Here is a 16,621-nt window from a genome sequence, read left to right as displayed (position 1 = left end):
TCCTTTTGAAACAGGGGAATTAGAATAGAAATATACCCTTCAGGAGGTAGCAGAGGATGAACAGGCATAAACTACGAAGTCCTGCGGGAGCGTCCGGGACAAGTAGGCCATGGCAAGGGGACGGGTTTCTGCAGCATGCTTCATTTCTGCGTCTGTGGTTTACTTTGATCGGAACGCAAGCCGGGCTGATCTCGATAAAAGGAGTGCTCGGTCTTCCCTATGATCAAGCGGATTGGGTCGCGCCCGGATTCATCTTGATTGCTGCCGGGCCGGTTCTTTATTTGTCTTTAAAGAAAAAAGCAAATCAACTGAGGGCTGCCTGGTATGCCGCATTGACTTTGCTGCTGCTGGCGGAATGTGCGGAGATGGCGACCCGTTACATCTATGCAGAATGGAACGGCTGGTTAGTCCACTTGGCGGATGCGGCAGGAACGATGCTGCTGGCGGTCCCTTTGTTGTATTTTGTTATTGCCGATCTCCGGAACAGGGATGCGACGGAACGGCGTTTACATGATTTATCCTTTCATGACCAGCTTACCGGGCTGCCGAATAGGGAGAAATTCCAGCAATCCCTTGAGGCTTCCATTGAGGCGACCCGAATAGCCAGATCCACGCTGGCTGTCCTGTTCATCAATCTCGATAGGTTCAAAAATATCAATGATACGTTCGGACACACGTTCGGCGACCGGTTGCTCATGGAAGCGGCGGAACGACTGAAGAACGGACTAAACAGCGGTGCGAGCGTATCGAGGCAGGAGGGAGACAAGTTCACCGTAACGATTGAGGAGGCGGAGCCGTCTTCGGATGTCGAGCTGGCTGCGCAAAAGATCGTTCATCTGTTCAGCAAGCCGTTTTCCATTGACGGTCACGAGCTTCGCGTGGGCTGCAGTATCGGCATAGCGAGATATCCACAGGACGGAGACGATCCGATTACGCTGATGAAGAATGCGGCCACGGCCATGTCCAGGGCTAAGGATTACGGTACGAACGGCTACCGCTTTTATACCGCCGAGATGAACGATGCGGTCATCCAGAAGCTGGTTCTGGAGGAGTGGATGAACAAAGCGCTGGAGCAGGATGAATTCGTGCTGTATTTTCAGCCTCAAGTGGATATATTCGATCATCGTTTAAACGGGATGGAGGCTCTTCTTCGATGGAATCATCCGCGGCTCGGCGTTATTTCTCCGGGTGATTTCATTCCTCTTGCGGAAGAAACGGGATTGATTATTCCCATCGGGAAGTGGGTGCTGCGAACGGCCTGTATGCAAAATAAAGCATGGCAGCTTGAGGGGTTCCCGCCGTTGAAGATGGCAGTCAACATCTCACCGGTCCAATTTTACCAGGACGACTTTGTACAGGTTGTATTAGAAGCGCTTCAGGAAAGCGGATTGGAGCCGCAATACCTGGAGCTCGAAATTACGGAAGGCATAGCGATGTATCAGCTGGACCAAGTGGTAGACAAGCTTAATACGTTGCGCGAGCTGGGAGTACATATTTCGATTGACGATTTCGGGACAGGCTTTTCCTCACTGAATTATTTGAAAAAATTTCCCATCGATAAGCTGAAAATCGCACAGCAATTCGTTAGAGATGTTACCGATGACCCGGATGATGCCGCGATCGTTCAGGCGATCATGGCGATGGCGCAAAGCTTGAACCTGAATGTCATTGCGGAAGGGGTGGAGACGGAAGATCAGCTTTCGTTTCTGCTGGATGTCAAATGCAGGGAAATTCAAGGGTACATATACAGCAAACCGGTTCCGGCAGATGAGTTTTACGATTTGCTGAAGAGGAACATGGTGGCGTAAACCAAGCGGCCCCCATCACACTTTTGAACTGTGACCCATAATGAAGGACACTTTGAAAAAAAGTGACCCTATTGTGGGTCACAGTTCATTTAAGGCGAGGGGGCGATTTTTTTTGTAAAAGTTACGCTGCGCCTGAACCAGACTGCCGGGATGTCCGCTTGGGCGGAAGAGCCGCGGCGGGTGGCATCGATTCCGCCTGTTACCGGCAGGTGGAATCGGCCGGCAGACGGACTATCACATGGCAAAGCACTACCGCAAGTGAAAAAGCGACCGGAATTCCGGTGAGGAGTGCTTCTGCCGCGTCCTTGGCATTCTTAACTCAAAACCATTTTATGCTTGGTCATTGGGTTGCTGCTTCCAGCTTTGAGGGTGGCCGTCCCCCACGTAATTTGCCGCTGCGGCGTTGGCGATAACCTGCTCCGGGCTTTTGCAGCCGGGAATGACGGCAGTAACCGCAGGGTGCTTGAGGCACCAGGCTAATGCCCAAGTGGCCATATCCATACCGGCGGGCAGCTCCTTCTCCTTAATGCGTTCGACCTCTTCAAGCTTGAGGCGCGTTTGCTCGGGATCGTGCCGCTGCCGGACGTCGTTGACGGCAAACACAGCCCCCGGCTTATATTTGCCGCTCAAGTATCCGCTTGCCAGAGGCACGCGCGCCAATACGCCAAGCCCCTGCCGCTCGCAGGAAGGAAATACCCGCTCCTCCGGCGCGCGGTCCAGCCGGTTATAAACGACTTGAATGACCTTTGAGCCGACGCGTGAGGAAGCTTCGGTTTGATGCAGGTTATCGTTGCTCCCGATGGACGTTCCGAGATGGCGGATTTTACCCGCTTGCACCTGTTTGTCCAGCATAGTCCATAAGTCGTCCTGATCAAACGCCTCGTCTGTTCCCGAATGAAATTGGTACAGGTCTATGTAATCCGTTTGAAGAGCCTTTAAGGAAGCGTCCAGTTGTTGAAGCACCTCTTGCGGGGACCAGTGCTGTGTACGATCCATATGCGCGTGGAAGCGATGGCCAAACTTGGTGGCGATCACCCAATCTTCCCGGCGTCCGCGGGAGACGTAGCTGCCGATCAGCGACTCGGACGTATGGTCGCCGTAGCATTCCGCAGTATCGATCAGATTGATGCCGCTATCCTTGGCCTGATCGAGAATGCCGTCCACTTCGGCTTGCGTGAAAGGCTTGCCCCATTCGCCTCCGAACTGCCAAGTCCCTACGCCGATGACGGAAACCTTCAAATTCGTTGCACCGAGCTTGCGATATTTCATGGACATTCCTCCTTGGATGAGTGCTTTCGGGATGTGATTCTAACTGTCCAGCCTGTACCCGATTGTACAAAAACGGGTGGCCCTATTCAAACCCGCTTTTGAAGAAAACGAGCGAGGAATCTCAAAGGCGAGGCCGTGGATGGGAGATGCCAAACGATGAAATGACGACTTACGATGTATGGTATAGCAAGAGCGCTTAACGGGTAAGCCGCAAGTTGAAACATCGTTTACTGGAGAGACAAGCGCTGTTTTTCCGACTTGGGCAGCTTGCTGCAAACCAGCTGATAAGATTCGTCCAGCATGTCCAATATTTCGCTGTCGCCGATCGACCCGTCCAGCAGGACGGTATTCCAATGGCGCTTGTTCATGTGATAGCCGGGGTAGACGGACTTCGGATAGGTTTGTCTCGTCAGCCATACGGTGTCGGGGTCGGCCTTCAGGTTCACGCTGGGGGTACCTTGAAATGAGCCGAAAAGTGCAAACATTTTATTGGCGACGAACAATACCGGCGTTTCAGGATCAAACGGATAACGCAAGTCGGCGCCGGTTTTCTTCAATCCATAGTTGATCAGCTGTTGATGATCCATCGGCGGCGGATCTCCTTTTTTATTAATATCAGAATGTACGGCTTCGATCCGGAGGATCACGATTCCGGTATTACGGAAAAGCTTCATCTTAACACACGAACGGTTCTTCATCGAACAGGCTTCTTAGCAGAAGCTTTTCTTATGCCCTGTCGATTCCATCATAACCTTTTCGGGGTCCCGTGAAAAGTGAAAACTGATGTGGACATTAAGCGGACAACCATGCTATCATTAACTCGATTTTACCCTAATCAGCAATAGTCATCATTTTATCGAACAGGTACCGATTCCGTTCGTAAAGACGGTCTCGGTTTAAAAGGGAAGCCGGTGCAAGTCCGGCACGGTCCCGCCACTGTAAGCGAGAAGCTTTTCTGCTTGAATGACGCCACTGTCGAATGATGGGAAGGCTGCGGAAAAGCGTTGAGACGCAAGTCAGGAGACCTGCCTGTTCTGTTGAGGCCGTTCCATCCGATGTTGTGATGGCGGCTGTCAACGAAGTCACCCGATACCTACGCGGATAGGATGGTGTACGAGAGCGGTAGAAGCCATGCAGGCACGACCGTCTTTATTGAGCGCAGCCGAACGGGCGACAGCCCATGCGTAAAATAAAGCCGTGCTGCTGGTTCCCCATCCATTGTCGTCAAGCATCTTCCGGGAGGAAGATGCTTTTTTGTATTTTTGGCATGCGGAGCGAGTCCATCCGGTTTGCAGTGCTCGCCGATGTTCGGGTGCCGAATATCGGTTGGACAGCAGTTTTTTTCACCGGACAGAGGAGAATCCCGATGAATCCGGATGGACGCAGAAGCTTGCGGGATTCGTACGGCACCTCCTGCCAGCTGCCTCACGAGCTTGCTGTATGGGTCGCGATTGGACCACGTTGTGCTGCTGAGCTGAAAATCAGTCTAACAGCAGCCCCAAAAGAGGGATCACCGCCAGAAGGAGTGCCACTGCGCTGAACATCACTCTAGTGGAAGCAGATTTTATTGTTGAAGGCAGTTTGCGAAGGGACGAGGCATATTCCTTATAAAAGGTATGACCATGCTGATCAATTGATTTAGGAAGTCAAGGAGGGATGAAGTATGAAAGGGAAATTGTCTGTGATTGGTTTTGGACCGGGCAGCTATGAGCATATGACCCAGAGAGCGAGAGATGCAATTCAGGAAAGCGACGTTGTGATCGGATACAATACATACGTAGATTTGGTGAGAGGTTTGTTAAACGGGCAGCAGGTAGTGCGCACGGGGATGACCGAAGAGGTGAGCCGGGCGCAGGAGGCGGTTCGTCAAGCGGAGGCCGGACATCGGGTGGCTGTCATTTCCAGCGGGGACGCCGGTGTATACGGCATGGCCGGGCTGATCTATGAGGTGCTGATGGAAAAAGGCTGGCGGCGCGGCCAAGGCGTAGATGTCGAAGTGATTCCCGGCATATCGGCGATCAACTCGACGGCTTCCTTGCTTGGGGCGCCTATCATGCACGATGCCTGCACGATTAGTCTGAGCGACCATTTGACGCCATGGGAGCTGATCATCAAGCGCGTGGAAGCAGCGGCGCAGGCCGATTTTGTCATTGCACTGTATAATCCGCGAAGCGGCAGACGCACAAGGCAAATCGTGGAAACGCAGCGGGTGCTGCTGAAGTATCGCTCGCCGCAGACGCCGGTAGGGATCGTCAAGAGCGCTTACCGCGAGCGTGAAGACATCGTCATCACTACGCTTGAAGAGATGCTGGAGCACGACATCGGGATGCTGACGACGGTGATTATCGGCAACTCGACCACGGTAGTTTATGACGGGCTCATGGTGACACCGCGCGGCTATCAGCGCAAGTATACGCTCGGATCAGAAGTACAGCCGCTAAAGCCGCATCAAAGGCTGCAGAAAGAAGCGGAGCCCTGGGCTCTGGGGGAACAGACGGAGCCGGATGGTCCGGCGGCGGAATATAAAGCGGAGGGGAAATCTGAGAAGCCGGTATCCGCGTATGAGCTGGCACTGGAAGCACTGCAGCTTGCCGATGCGCACAGCTCCGGATTGGCCCGGCCCGAATCCGGCAGCCTTGACACAGGCCTATTCCGCCAGGAAGCCATCCTTGAATTTGCCGTGAGTCCGGGGCTTGCCGAGAAACGGCTGACCGCCGCCCAGCTTGCGCTGCTTGCCGAGATCGTTGGTGAAGACGGGACGATGGAATATACCCCGCATCATCAAATGCTGGTGCGTCTCCGGACATCGGATCCCGATGCGGTGACCTCAAGATTAACGGACGCAGGGCTGCTCGTTGCCCCGATTGGCGATGTGGCGCAGTTGAAAGCCTGCGATTTCTGCAACATGGACAAGGCCGATTCGGTGCCTTATATGGAAGAACTCCATCGCCGCTTGGGTGGTATGCGCGTGCCGAAGGAGCTGAAGATCGGCTTCAACGGCTGCGGTATGGCGTGCTACGGAGCTGTGAAGGAGGATATCGGGATCGTGTACCGCAGAGAAAAGTTCGATCTGTTCCTGGGAGGCAAAACGGTCGGAAGAAATGCCCGCCCGGGGCAGCCTGTCGCTGAGGGCATCGAGCCGGAGCGGTTGGTGGAGACGGTGGAGAGAATCGTCTCCCGTTACGCCAATGAAGGTTACCCGAACGAGCGGTTCCATAAATTTTTCGGCCGCGTGAAGGAGCTGGAAGGGTACCGGCATCAGGATCTGCCGGTCTTTCAGATCGAAAATGCGGTGTGCGGCGATTCATAAGGCCGATAAGGACAATAATGGGTAAAGAAGGGGGACGGAGCATGAATGCGGTATTGTTTGTAGGGCACGGCAGCCGGGATCCGGAAGGAAATGAGGAGGTACGCATTTTTGTAGCTTCGGTGGCAAAAATGCTGGGGGAGCCGATCGTGGAAACGTGCTTTTTGGAGTTTGAGTCACCTACGATCGCTCAAGGCATTCAGACCTGCGTAGACCGGGGAGCGACCTTGGTTGCGGTTGTGCCGATCACGCTGTTTGCGGCGGGGCATGCGAAGCTGCATATTCCGGCTGCCATAGATGCGGCGAAGCAGAAGTATCCGGACGTTCTGTTTGTTTACAGCCGGCCGATCGGCGTTCATGAGCTGGCGCTTGATATTTTGTCTTCACGCTTGGAAGAAGCGGGGATCGATCTTGAAGAGAACGCGGAGGATACGGCGCTGCTTGTGATCGGACGCGGCAGCAGCGATGCGGACGCCAACAGCGATTTATATAAAATATCGCGGCTATTGTGGGAGCGGCTGAAGGTGAAATGGGTGGAAACTGCCTTCATTGGGGTAACGGCCCCGCTCGCGGACGAAGGCGTAGAGCGCTGCGTGAAGCTCGGCGCCAAACGGATTGTGATGCTGCCTTATTTTCTGTTTACGGGCGTGCTGATCAAACGCTTGGAGCAAATGAAAGGCGAGTTTGCTAAAAAGCATCCGGACCGGTCGTTCGTTTTGGCGGACTACTTTGGCTTTCATCCGAAGCTGAGCGAAATTTTGAAGGAGCGGGCCAACGAGGCGCTCTATGGAGAAGTTCGCATGAACTGTGATATGTGCCATTTTCGGCTTGAGGCGGCGAAGCACATGGATCACCATCATCACCATGATCACGACCACCATCATAATCACGAGCATCACGACCACCATGACCACGATCATGAACATGAACGGCAGAAGCCGACTGTTAAGAGCAAAGAGGTGTACTTATGATTCTCATGCTGGCAGGAACGAGCGATGCGCGTGAATTGGCGGTGCGCATTAAGGGCGCAGGGTATGAACTGCTTGCTACGGTTGTGACCGAGAGTGCCGCGAAAAGTCTGGAGGAGGCGGGGATTCCGGTGCAAACCGGCCGGCTTGACGCAGCCGGTATGGCCGAGCTGATCCGCAGCCGCGGGTTTCGGACAGTCGTGGATGCGAGTCATCCGTTTGCCGAGGAAGCTTCGCGGCAGGCTATGGCGGCCGCTCTTCAGACGGGCGTGCCGTATATCCGTTATGAGCGGGAGCGGGGAACCTATGAAGGGCATCAGCGGCTTTTGTTCGTGGACGACTATGAGCAAGCAGCGGAGCTTGCCGCGAGCAGACGCGGCGTGATTATGCTCACGACGGGCAGCAAGACGCTGCATATTTTTGCCGAGCGGCTGATCGGGCTCCCGGATACGACGTTGGTTGCCCGTATGCTGCCCCGTAAGGATAACATGGAGAAGTGCGAGCAGCTGGGCATCGAACAGAAAAATATTGTGGCCATGCAGGGGCCCTTTTCCAAGGAATTGAATCAAGCGCTGTATCGGCATTACGGGGTCACGACGGTCATCACAAAGGAAAGCGGCAAAATCGGGGCGGTCGAGGAAAAGCTTGCGGCAGCGCTGGAAATGAACATTGATACGATCGTCATCGGACGCCCGCAGCTGGATTACGGCGTTGTGTATTCGGAGTTTGACGGAGTGCTGGACGAATTAAATCACACGTTACGGGAGGCGCGATAAATTATGGATTTTCGGACGGAGTTTAAACCGCTGACGGTACAGCCGCAGGAAATTGAGGAGAAAAGCTTTGCAATGATTACCGAGGAGCTTGGCGAGCATTCCTTTACCGAGGAGCAGTACAAGGTGGTGCAGCGGGTCATTCACGCATCGGCGGATTTTGAATTGGGGCGCAGCCTGGTGTTCCATCCGGATGCCATCCGCGCCGGTATCGACGCCATCCGAAGCGGCAAGCCGATCGTAGCCGATGTGCAAATGGTGCAGGTGGGCATCAGCAAGCCGAGAATTCAAAAGTACGGCGGCGACGTTCGGGTATACATATCGGATCCGGATGTTATGGAGGAAGCGAAGCGTCTGAATACGACGCGGGCGATCATCTCGATCCGTAAAGCGGCCCGTGAGGCGGACGGAGCGATCTATGCGATCGGCAATGCGCCGACGGCGCTGCTGGAACTGATTCGTCTGGTCAAGGAAGGCCAGGCGAAGCCGGGTCTGATCATCGGCGTGCCTGTCGGCTTCGTTTCTGCGGCGGAATCCAAAGAAGAGCTGCTCAAGCTTGATGTGCCTTTCATTACGAATATCGGCCGGAAGGGCGGCAGCCCTGTTGCAGTGGCATCCGTTAATGCGCTGTCGCTGCTTGCAGAGCGCGAAGGATAAGCGGCATGGATGCGAAGGAGTCCAAGCCGCTGCGTCATGGATATACGACGGGCGCCTGCGCGACCGCTGCGGCGCAGGCGGCGCTTGAGGCGCTGATTGTGCAGGAGCCGCAGCGGCAGTCGACCATCCGGCTGCCGATCGGTCAGGACGTCACCTTCGAGATCGTCGCATGCGAGGTGGAGGAGCACCGGGCTTCCGCTGAAATTATTAAGGATGGCGGCGACGACCCGGATGCGACTCATGGAGCAAGAATCATTTGCGAGGTTTCCTGGCGGGAAACGCCCGGCATCGAGCTGGACGGCGGCGTCGGCGTAGGTCGGGTAACAAAGCCCGGACTTCCGGTAGAGGTTGGTCAGGCGGCGATTAATCCGGTCCCCCGGAAGATGATCCGCGAAGCGGTCGAGGCGGTATTAAACCGGTATGAGCTGAATCGGGGGGTAAGGGTGGTTGTTTCCGTTCCCGATGGAGAAGAAATCGCGAAGAAGACGCTTAATGCCAGACTCGGCATAGTAGGCGGCATCTCGATTCTGGGTACGCGGGGGATCGTCGTCCCGTTCTCGACGGCAGCGTATAAAGCCAGCGTAGCCCAAGCTATCCGAGTAGCGGTCAAGGGCGGCTGCAGCCATGTTGTTCTTTCTACCGGAGGACGGACCGAAAAGTTCGGGATGGAGATGTATCCGAAGCTGCCGGAGGAAGCGTTCGTCGAAATGGGGGATTTTGTCGGGTTCGCGCTTCAACAATGTGCGAGACAAGGCATTCGCAAGGTGACGCTGGTCGGAATGATGGGCAAGTTTTCCAAAGTCGCGCAAGGGGTGATGATGGTACATTCCAAGAGCGCCCCCGTTGATTTCGGCTTTCTTGCCCGTATGGCGGAGGAGGCCGGAGCTTCTGAGACGGTGGTCCGTAAGATTGCCGAAGCGAACACCGCTTCTCAGGTGGGAGATATGATGCATGAGCTGGGATGCAGATTATTTTTCGATGTGATGTGCGCGTACTGCTGCCGTTCTTTGCTTCAAGAAGCAGGGGGAAGCAGCAGCTCAGGCTTTGAGGTGGAAACGGTCATTATCTCGATGAAGGCCGAGCTGTTGGGAAGGATGAGCATGACCAAGGAAAGCGGCGGATATAGCGTCAGGCAGGAAGGGGATTTTTAGATGAAAGAAACGATTGCCGTCATAGGGATCGGTGATGACGGAACGGCGGGTTTGCCTGAATTGTACATGGATCGGATCAGGCAGGCCGAGGTGCTTGTCGGAGGAGAACGGCAGCTGGAGTTTTTTCCGGATTTTCGGGGAGAAACGATCCTGATTAAGGGTGGTCTGGGCGAGCTGACGGAGAAGCTTCAGGCAGAGCACCGGAGGACCGTGGTGCTGGCATCCGGCGATCCGCTATTTTACGGTATAGGCGGTTATTTGTCGGGCAAGCTTCCCGGGCGGGTGGAGGTATATCCGCAGGTGAGCTCGCTTCAGCTCGCCTTTGCGCGAATCGGCGAGAGCTGGCAGGATGCATATATCGCAAGCGCGCACGGCCGCAGCCTGAAGGGGCTTGCGCAGCGGATCGACGGACAAGCCAAAGTAGCGCTGCTGACGGATGAGAAGAACCATCCGGGTGCAATCGCCCGCTATTTGCTGGAATTCGGCATGACCGAATACCGCGTCTTTGTCGGCGAGCATCTCGGAGGTACGAAGGAGCGTACCGGCTGGTACGGGCTCGAAGAGCTTGCCGCCTCCGGTGAATCGGGCTTCTCACCGCTGAATATCGTGATTCTGCGGAGGCGGCCGGGGACAGCGTCGCCGGATTGGCCGCTCGGCATTGATGACGCCGAGTTTGCACAGCGCAAGCCCGACAAAGGGCTGATCACGAAAAAAGAGGTTCGCGTCCTCAGCTTGGCGGCCCTTCATTTAAGACGGGACAGCATCGTATGGGATATCGGTACATGCACAGGCTCCGTAGCGATTGAAGCGGCCCGGATATGCCGTGACGGGGCTGTGTATGCGGTCGAGAAAAATGAAGGGGACTTGGCGAACTTCCGTGAAAATATCCGCAAATTCCGGACTGACATTACGGGAATTCATGCCAAAGCGCCGGAGGGACTCGATCAGTTTCCCGATCCGGATGCGGTGTTTATTGGAGGCAGCGGGGGAGAGCTGAGGGAACTGCTTTCGATCTGCTGCAATCGTTTGAGACCGGGAGGTACCATTGTGCTGAACGCTGCAACGATCGAGAACCTGTCGGCCGCAACCAAAGCTTTTGCCGAAGAAGGCTTCGCAGCGGATATAACGCTCGCCCAAATCAGCCGCAGCAAGCCGATTCTGGACATGACGCGGTTTGAAAGCTTGAACCCCGTGTATATCATTGCAGCAAGACGGCATCAAAAAGACAGTCCGACGACAGGAGGACAAACGGATGAGTAAGATCGGCACATTATACGGCGTGGGCGTAGGCCCGGGAGATCCGGAGCTCATTACGGTCAAGGCGTTTCGTTTGCTCAAGGAATCGCCGGTGATCGCCTATCCGCGCAAAAAATCGGGCGCCAAGAGCTACGCCCTGACCATTGTAGAAATGTATGTAGACACCCGGGAAAAGGAGATGCTCGCCCTGACCTTCCCGATGACGAAAGATAAAGAAGCGCTGGAAAAACAGTGGAACAAGACAGTAGATACGGTCTGGAGCCACCTTGAGCAGGGGAAAAATGTCGTGTTCGTCACCGAAGGCGATCCGATGCTGTACAGTACTTATATCCATTTGATGCGCCTGATGAAAGAAAGGCACCCGGAGGTGGAGGCCATTTCGGTTCCCGGCATATCCTCCGTCAACGCTGCGGCATCCAGACTCGGGTTACCGCTTGCCGACGGTGACGAGCAGATGGCGATCGTACCGGCTACGAATGATTATGGGCAGATGCGCCGGGCTTTGGAAACGCATGATTGCGTCGTGTTCATCAAGGTGGCGAAGGTCATCGATCTGATGTTGTCGGTGCTGCGGGATCTGGGGCTGACGGACAAGGCGTCGGTACTGACTAAGGTGACCTCGGGCGAGGAGCAAATTTGGCGCAATATCGAAGAGCTGGCCGGTCGCGAGCTGGAGTATTTGACGTTAATGGTGGTGAGAAAATGAAGCTTTATATTATCGGCGCAGGCCCGGGGGACCCGGATTTGATTACGGTGAAGGGACTGCGCATCCTCCAGGAGGCCGATGTCGTGCTTTACACGGACTCTCTTGTGAACGACGAACTGATTGCACGGGCAAAGCCTGAAGCGGAAGTGCTCAAAAGCGCGGGGATGAGTCTGGAGGAAATGGTGGCCATCATGGCGGACCGCGTCAAAGCAGGCAAGCTTGTAGCCCGTGTCCATACGGGAGATCCGGCCGTTTTCGGGGCCATCATGGAACAGAAGGCGCTGCTGGCCAAGGAAGGAATCGCATGCGAGATCGTACCGGGTGTCAGTTCCGTGTTTGCGGCTGCGGCTGCGGTAGGGGCTGAGCTTACGATTCCGGAGCTGACCCAAACGGTCATTCTGACACGGGCCGAAGGACGCACTCCGGTGCCGGATCGCGAGCAGCTCAAAGATTTGGCGGCCCATCACTGTACGCTGGCGTTGTTTCTGAGCGCAACGCTGACGAAAAAAGTGGTGCGCGAGCTGACAGAGGCCGGATGGAGTCCCGAAACCCCGGTTGCCGTCGTTCAACGAGCGTCCTGGCCGGATCAAATCATCGTGCGGACTACGCTTGCCCGGTTGGATGAGGATATGCGCGTGAACGGAATTCGCAAGCATGCGATGATTTTGGCCGGATGGGCGCTCGACCCGGAAATCGGTACTCATGAGGAGTACCGTTCGAAGCTGTACGATAAATCGTTCACGCACGGCTACCGCAAAGGGGTGAAGGACTGATGGGGGAACCGGAAGTCATTACGCTGCAGGAAGGGACGATCCCGGATATCCGGAAATCGGGCAATTATGCGTTGATTGCCATCACAAAGCACGGGGTGGAGCTAGCACGCCGGCTGCAGCGGTCGTTTGACCATGCGGATGTGTATTATATGTCCAAGTTCGCCCGTGGAGACGAATCCGGAAGGAATATCCAGCTGTTTGAAGGAAGCGTGCGCCTGCTGTTTCCGGCGCTGTTTCCCGCTTACGACGGAATCATTTGCATCATTTCTCTTGGGGCCGTCGTTCGCATGATCGCTCCCTTATTGAAGGATAAAAAGACGGATCCCGGTATCGTCGTCATTGACGACAAAGGCGAGCATGTCATCAGCGTGCTGTCCGGCCATTTGGGCGGAGCGAACGAGCTCGCGCGCGAGGTTGCGGCGGTACTTGGCGCAGTGCCGGTGATCACCACGGCGTCGGACGTGCAGAAGACGATTGCCGTCGATTTGTTCGGACGACGTTACGGATGGACTTGGGAATCGGCGGACAAGCTGACGCCGGTGAGCGCATCCGTCGTAAATGAGGAACGAATCGCTATTATTCAGGAATCCGGGGAACCGGATTGGTGGACTTATCCGTCTCCGCTCCCGCACAACATCCGCGTTTACAAGGATATCCCGACCGCTCTAGGCGATGAGCCGCAGGCTGCGCTGGTCGTGACTCATCGTATCCTCACGCCTGAAGAAGAGCCCATTCTGAAAAACGGCGTGTTGTATCGTCCCAAAGTGATCGCACTCGGCATCGGATGCAATCGGGGCACCTCCTCCGAGGAAATTGCGGCAGTTATCCGGGAAACGCTGGAGGAGCTTCAGTTTTCAATTCGTAGCGTGAAGGCGGTTTGCACTATCGATTTGAAAAAAGACGAGGAAGGCCTGCTCGCCGTATGTGAAGAGAACGGCTGGCCGCTGGTTTGCTATACGCCCGGGGAGCTTAATGAAATACCGATCGAGGAACCGTCCGAGACCGTATATAAATATACCGGCGCGTACGGCGTCAGCGAACCTGCCGCCAAACGCTTTACGGGAGCGAAACGTCTTGCGCTGGTAAAGAAAAAAAGCGGCAACGTAACGATATCCGTTGGCATAATGGATTTTGAGAAGGGAAGCGGCAGCTTATGAGCATAGGGGTGAACGGACAAGCGGTTCATCGAAGCGTCGTCATCGCCGGGACCGGCAGCGGTGCAGGCAAAACGACCGTTACCCTTGGTCTCATGGCGGCTTTGCGCCGCAGAGGCTTGACGGTGCAGGGATTTAAATGCGGCCCGGATTACATCGATCCGACTTATCATAAGGCGGTGACCGGCAGGCCTTCGCGCAATTTGGACAGCTGGATGCTGACGTCCGAGACGGTGAAAGAAATATACGGACGCGCCTCCAAGGATGCCGATGTATCGGTCATTGAAGGTGTAATGGGGCTGTACGACGGGAAAGATCCGCTGTCCAACACAGGAAGCACAGCCGAGATCGGCATTCTGCTGCAGCTGCCTGTTCTGCTGGTGGTAAACTGTCAGAGCATGGCGCGGAGCGCGGCCGCGATCGTGAAAGGCTTTCAGCTTCTGGAGCCGAATGTGCGCATTGCCGCCGTTTTCGCCAACAAGGTCGGCAGTGACGGACACTACCGCATTGTCAAACAAGCGATCGAGCAGGAATGCGGCATTCCGGTCATCGGCTTTTTGAAGAGGGAAGATCAGCTGGCCTTGCCCGAGCGTCATCTCGGACTCGTACCTTCCATTGAACGTGGGGAGATGGGCGGTTTCTTCGAGGAATTGGCCGATCGTCTGGAGCAGAATACCGATCTGGATAGACTGCTGGAGCTTGCTTCCGCCGCTGAACCGCCGGCTGTAGAGCCGCCGAAGCTTTTTGCGCCTCCGGCCCGGTTGTATCAAGTCAGAATGGCTGTAGCGTACGATGCGGCTTTCCATTTCTATTATTCTGAAAATTTGGAGCTTCTGGAGCATTACGGAGCAAAGCTGGTCTACTTCTCCCCGCTGGCGGGAGAACCGCTTCCGGAAGGGGTGCAGGGGCTTTATATTGGCGGGGGCTTCCCCGAAGAATTCGCCGAAGCGCTGAGCCGGGAGGAGGCGGTTGCCGGGTCCATACGGAAAGCCTTGGAAAGCGGATTGCCGACACTGGCCGAATGCGGAGGCTTTATGTATTTGACACAGGCGATTGAAGATACACAGGGCCGAAGTTATCCCATGCTGGGGCTTATCCCCGGCAAAGTTGTCATGCAGCCGAAGCTCGCTGCACTAGGACTCAGGGAAATCACAGGCACGCCGGACAATTTTCTGTTTCGGGACGGGGACATCGCGCGCGGGCACGAGTTCCATTATTCCACCTATGTACCGGCGGAGGCGGTAGAGCCGGCACCGGCCTATGAAACCAAGGGTCTGCGGGGCACGAAAAAGGACGGCTGCCTGCTGTACCGGACGGTGGCAGGTTATACGCATTTGCATTTTGCTTCCAATCCGGAGCTTGTAGTACGATGGCTCAAGGAATGCGAGGAATATCGTCTGCCAATAGTGCAGCCGTGAAGTAGAGGAGCAGTAGAGCAAGGGTCATCCCATCTCTACTGCTTTTTAGTATGCAGCAGTCTGTAACGTTGAAAATCAGCGCAATAGAGAGCGGAGAGGCCAAAAGCCCCGCCGTAAGGATGAATTTCAGCGCAGTGGCCCGCGTGAGAGGGGTGAAGCGCGATCGCAGCGGCAACAACCGGCAACAACCGGTTTTCTGCAGGATTGACATTGATAATGATAACTATTATCATTCGGGTATAAAGCTTTGAATTAGCGGCGGAAGGCGGGACGTCATCTTTATGAAAAAGATCAGATACTGCTGCAAAAATTTTAAAAGAGGCACCAAAAAAGTGTATAAAAGCATTAAAGGCGACTATCCTAAAGTAAAGCAGAAGAAAAGGGACTGCCTGGGTAACTGCAAGCTTTGCTCCAAAGAATGCTTTGCCGTTGTAGGAAAATCCAAGAAGCTGGTATCTGCCCCGAATGCCGAAATGTTATTTGAAAAATTGAAGAACAAGATCAGTTGATCTTCCGGCTTGGCGGCAGGAAATGACATATCATGTTCACATTTCACAATCGCTTTCCTTGACGCACAATGGTATATTATAGGGATATATGACTACATATTTAGGATGTGATTTCATGAATGAAGCGTTGAGCAAAGCGTTGAACGACCAAATGAATTTTGAGTTTTATTCGGCTCAAGTCTACTTGGCCATGGCGGCCTACTGTTCTTCGGAGAGCCTGGACGGGTTTGCGAATTTCTTCATTGTGCAGGCCGAGGAAGAAAGGTTCCATGCGATGAAAATATACAAGTATTTGAACGATCGCGGCGAACGCGTCACCGTATCCGGCATGGATACGCCGAATAATAATTACACGTCCGTACTGGATGCTTATCAGCATGCCTATGAGCATGAGAAAGTTGTGACCAAACGGTTCTATGACTTGTCCGACATTGCCATGAACGATCGCGAGCATGCCACCATTCATTTTTTGAAGTGGTTTATTGACGAGCAGGTTGAGGAAGAGGCGCTGTTTGACAGCATTATTCAAAAGCTGAAGCGCATCGATAAAGACAGCAATGCCTTTTTTATGCTCGATACCGAGTTTCTTGCACGCACCTTTACGCCACCGGCCCAGTAACCGGAAGGCGGAGGGCACTTGCATCCGGCGCATCGTTTGCATATAATACTTGATAAATCCATAATGATAAATGCGTTGACGGAGAAAAGTAAGCAGTGCTTCTTCACAGGGAGGATACGCCGGCGATTGAGAGCGTGTCCGAGGAATCAGGCTGCCCAAGTTCGCTCCTGAGCAGTCCTTTGAAACCGTACGGACGTCTGTATCGGCAAGTAGAAGGAACCGGTGTCGAACCGCGAATTGTGGTTCATGAAC

15 protein-coding genes and 1 riboswitch are annotated in these 16,621 nt (G+C 54.7%); of the genes, 13 read left to right on the top strand and 2 right to left on the bottom strand.

Annotated features, from left to right (window positions below; all coding sequences use genetic code 11):
* The first annotated feature begins 56 nt into the window (after positions 1-56).
* Entirely contained in the window at positions 57-1,808 is a 1,752-nt protein-coding gene (locus IJ22_RS15425; RefSeq protein ID WP_062409458.1) for a putative bifunctional diguanylate cyclase/phosphodiesterase, read from the top strand.
* A 330-nt stretch (positions 1,809-2,138) separates the two neighbouring features.
* Here IJ22_RS15425 and IJ22_RS15420 read toward each other — a convergent pair whose 3' ends face one another.
* Both IJ22_RS15420 and IJ22_RS15415 read right to left on the bottom strand, forming a co-directional pair.
* The gene (locus IJ22_RS15420; protein ID WP_062409457.1) at positions 2,139-3,077 is read right to left on the bottom strand and encodes an aldo/keto reductase; all 939 of its coding nucleotides are present in this window, start codon (positions 3,075-3,077) and stop codon (positions 2,139-2,141) included.
* A 227-nt stretch (positions 3,078-3,304) separates the two neighbouring features.
* Positions 3,305-3,664, bottom strand: a complete 360-nt coding sequence (locus IJ22_RS15415; RefSeq protein ID WP_062411012.1) for an MmcQ/YjbR family DNA-binding protein — start codon at positions 3,662-3,664, stop codon at positions 3,305-3,307.
* A 258-nt stretch (positions 3,665-3,922) separates the two neighbouring features.
* Positions 3,923-4,124, top strand: a riboswitch (cobalamin riboswitch).
* Between the two features lie 616 nt (positions 4,125-4,740).
* Here IJ22_RS15415 and cobJ point away from each other — a divergent pair.
* From cobJ to IJ22_RS15345, 12 genes are all read left to right on the top strand, one after another.
* A complete protein-coding gene (cobJ, locus tag IJ22_RS15405) occupies positions 4,741-6,387 on the top strand; it encodes a precorrin-3B C(17)-methyltransferase (protein ID WP_062409455.1) in 1,647 nt (548 codons plus the stop codon).
* 41 nt (positions 6,388-6,428) lie between these two features.
* On the top strand, positions 6,429-7,355 hold the full coding sequence (locus tag IJ22_RS15400) for a sirohydrochlorin chelatase (protein WP_062409454.1): 927 nt from the start codon (positions 6,429-6,431) through the stop codon (positions 7,353-7,355).
* Positions 7,352-8,128, top strand: coding sequence for a precorrin-6A reductase (cobK, locus tag IJ22_RS15395; protein WP_054818665.1), 777 nt, complete (start codon positions 7,352-7,354; stop codon positions 8,126-8,128). The genes IJ22_RS15400 and cobK overlap by 4 nt, the downstream gene beginning before the upstream one ends.
* 3 nt (positions 8,129-8,131) lie before the next feature.
* Positions 8,132-8,782: a precorrin-8X methylmutase gene (locus IJ22_RS15390; protein WP_062409453.1), complete on the top strand. Its 651-nt coding sequence runs from the start codon at positions 8,132-8,134 to the stop codon at positions 8,780-8,782.
* 5 nt (positions 8,783-8,787) lie between these two features.
* Positions 8,788-9,933 carry a cobalt-precorrin-5B (C(1))-methyltransferase gene (locus IJ22_RS15385; protein WP_062409452.1) on the top strand — a complete coding sequence of 382 codons (1,146 nt, stop codon included), beginning with the start codon at positions 8,788-8,790 and terminating at the stop codon, positions 9,931-9,933.
* The gene (locus IJ22_RS15380; RefSeq protein WP_062409451.1) at positions 9,934-11,193 is read left to right on the top strand and encodes a bifunctional cobalt-precorrin-7 (C(5))-methyltransferase/cobalt-precorrin-6B (C(15))-methyltransferase; all 1,260 of its coding nucleotides are present in this window, start codon (positions 9,934-9,936) and stop codon (positions 11,191-11,193) included.
* Entirely contained in the window at positions 11,186-11,896 is a 711-nt protein-coding gene (gene cobI / locus IJ22_RS15375; protein WP_062409450.1) for a precorrin-2 C(20)-methyltransferase, read from the top strand. Before IJ22_RS15380 ends, cobI begins: the two co-directional genes overlap by 8 nt.
* Positions 11,893-12,669, top strand: coding sequence for a precorrin-4 C(11)-methyltransferase (cobM, locus tag IJ22_RS15370; protein ID WP_062409449.1), 777 nt, complete (start codon positions 11,893-11,895; stop codon positions 12,667-12,669). The genes cobI and cobM overlap by 4 nt, the downstream gene beginning before the upstream one ends.
* A complete protein-coding gene (locus IJ22_RS15365) occupies positions 12,669-13,826 on the top strand; it encodes a cobalt-precorrin 5A hydrolase (RefSeq protein ID WP_062409448.1) in 1,158 nt (385 codons plus the stop codon). Before cobM ends, IJ22_RS15365 begins: the two co-directional genes overlap by 1 nt.
* On the top strand, positions 13,823-15,241 hold the full coding sequence (locus IJ22_RS15360; protein WP_062409447.1) for a cobyrinic acid a,c-diamide synthase CobB: 1,419 nt from the start codon (positions 13,823-13,825) through the stop codon (positions 15,239-15,241). The genes IJ22_RS15365 and IJ22_RS15360 overlap by 4 nt, the downstream gene beginning before the upstream one ends.
* Before the next feature lie 281 nt (positions 15,242-15,522).
* A complete protein-coding gene (locus IJ22_RS15350; protein ID WP_054818668.1) occupies positions 15,523-15,750 on the top strand; it encodes a DUF1450 domain-containing protein in 228 nt (75 codons plus the stop codon).
* 115 nt (positions 15,751-15,865) lie between these two features.
* On the top strand, positions 15,866-16,369 hold the full coding sequence (locus IJ22_RS15345) for a ferritin (protein ID WP_062409445.1): 504 nt from the start codon (positions 15,866-15,868) through the stop codon (positions 16,367-16,369).
* Positions 16,370-16,621: the final 252 nt, after the last annotated feature.

The organism is Paenibacillus naphthalenovorans (assembly GCF_001465255.1).
Lineage (GTDB): Bacteria > Bacillota > Bacilli > Paenibacillales > NBRC-103111 > Paenibacillus_G > Paenibacillus_G naphthalenovorans.
Note: the sequence above shows the minus strand (reverse complement) of the source record. Positions and strands in the feature narration are given on the sequence as shown.